This is a genomic window from Pseudomonas sp. AF03-9 (genome assembly GCF_020515815.1).
GTDB lineage: Bacteria > Pseudomonadota > Gammaproteobacteria > Pseudomonadales > Pseudomonadaceae > Aquipseudomonas.
This window is the reverse complement of the sequence record NZ_JAHPJF010000051.1, coordinates 1-1,522: the sequence shown is the minus strand read 5'-3', so window position 1 is coordinate 1,522 and position 1,522 is coordinate 1. Positions and strand designations below refer to the sequence as shown.

Annotated in this window: 1 protein-coding gene; it reads right to left on the bottom strand. The window is 64.2% G+C overall.

The genetic code is table 11. The features are described 5' to 3' along the window. Window positions 1-1,522 (bottom strand): condensation domain-containing protein (locus LIY36_RS27560; protein WP_226457851.1); only part of this gene is annotated, 1,522 nt, incomplete at both ends.

Below are 1,522 nucleotides of genomic sequence, written 5' to 3'. Positions count from 1 at the left end.
ATTCTGCTGCTGATCGGTAACCATCGCTTGCAGCAGGTTCTGCCAATGCCGCGCCATGCGCGCAATGGTCGGCGCATCGAACAGATCGGTGCTGTAACCCAGGGATGCCCACAGGCCGTCGCGGCTGTCATGGGTGTCCAGGTCGAGGTCGAAGTGCGCGGTGCGCCGTTCCCAGGCCAGGTTTTCAATGCTCAGGTGCGCCAGCGCCAGCGGTTCACGCGGCCCATCGGTCTGGTAGTTGAACATCACCTGGAACAGCGGGTTGAGGCTCAAGCTGCGCTCCGGTTGCAGCGCTTGCACCAGTTGTTCGAACGGCAGGTCCTGGTGGGCCTGGGCGTCCAGCGCCCGTTGCTTGACCTGCTGCAGCAGTTGGGCGACGGTGGTTTGCCCATCGATGTCGGCCTTGAGCACCTGGGTGTTGACGAAGAAGCCGATCAGGCGCTCGGTTTCGACCCGGTTACGGTTGGCGATGGGCACGCCGACACGGATGTCCTGCTGGCCGCTGTAGCGGTGCAACAGAGTCTGGAACGACGCCAGCAAGAGCATGAACATCGTCACGCCTTCGCGCTGCGCCAAGGCTTTCAGGTCTGCCGCCAGCGCCGCCGGCAACGGCACGTCGAGACGCGCACCGCGATGGCTTTGCTGGGCGGGGCGCTGGTGATCGAACGGCAATTCCAGCACCGGCTGCTCACCGCCCAGCAGGTCGCGCCAGTAGCTCAACTGGCGCTGTCTTTCGCCGGCTTCCATCCAGTCGCGTTGCCACAGCGCATAGTCGGCGTACTGGATCGGCATGGCCGGCAGTTGCGGCACATCACCGCGGCTGTAGGCGCTGTAGAGCTGCACCAGTTCATCAACCATCACCGCCATCGACGCGCCATCGGAGACGATATGGTGCTGCACCAACACCAGTACATGCTCATCGGCCGCCAGGCGCAGCAAGGTCACGCGCAACAGCGGGCCCTGTTGCAGGTTGAACGGGCGTGAGATTTCGGCGGCGACCCGCGCATGCAGGTCAGCCTCGTCGATGTCGGCCAGCTCGATGGGGAGCGCGACCTGAGTACCGATCACCTGCACCGCGCCCTCGCCTTCCTGCTGCACATAGGTGCGCAGGCTTTCGTGGCGCGCGATCAAGCTGTTGAAACTGCGCTGCAAGGCCTCACAGTCCAACTGGCCGGTCAGGCGCAAGGCACTGGGAATATGGTAAGCGGCGCTGTGTGGGTCCAGTTGCCAGAGGAACCACTGGCGTTCCTGGGCGTAAGACAACAGCAGCGGTTGCAGGCGATTGCGCGCTACCAGCGGTGGCGCCTGTTCGCGGCCTTCCAGCGCCTGCACTGCCGCCGCGAAACCGGCCAGCCTTGGTTGTTCGAACACCAGTTTCAACGGTACTTCCTGCGCCAGGACCTGACGCAGGCGCGAGACCACTTGCATCGCCAGCAACGAATGACCGCCCATCTCGAAGAAGTGGTCGTTCAGGCCGACGCGCTCGGCGCCGAGAATCTCGGCCCAGATCGCCGCGATGTGT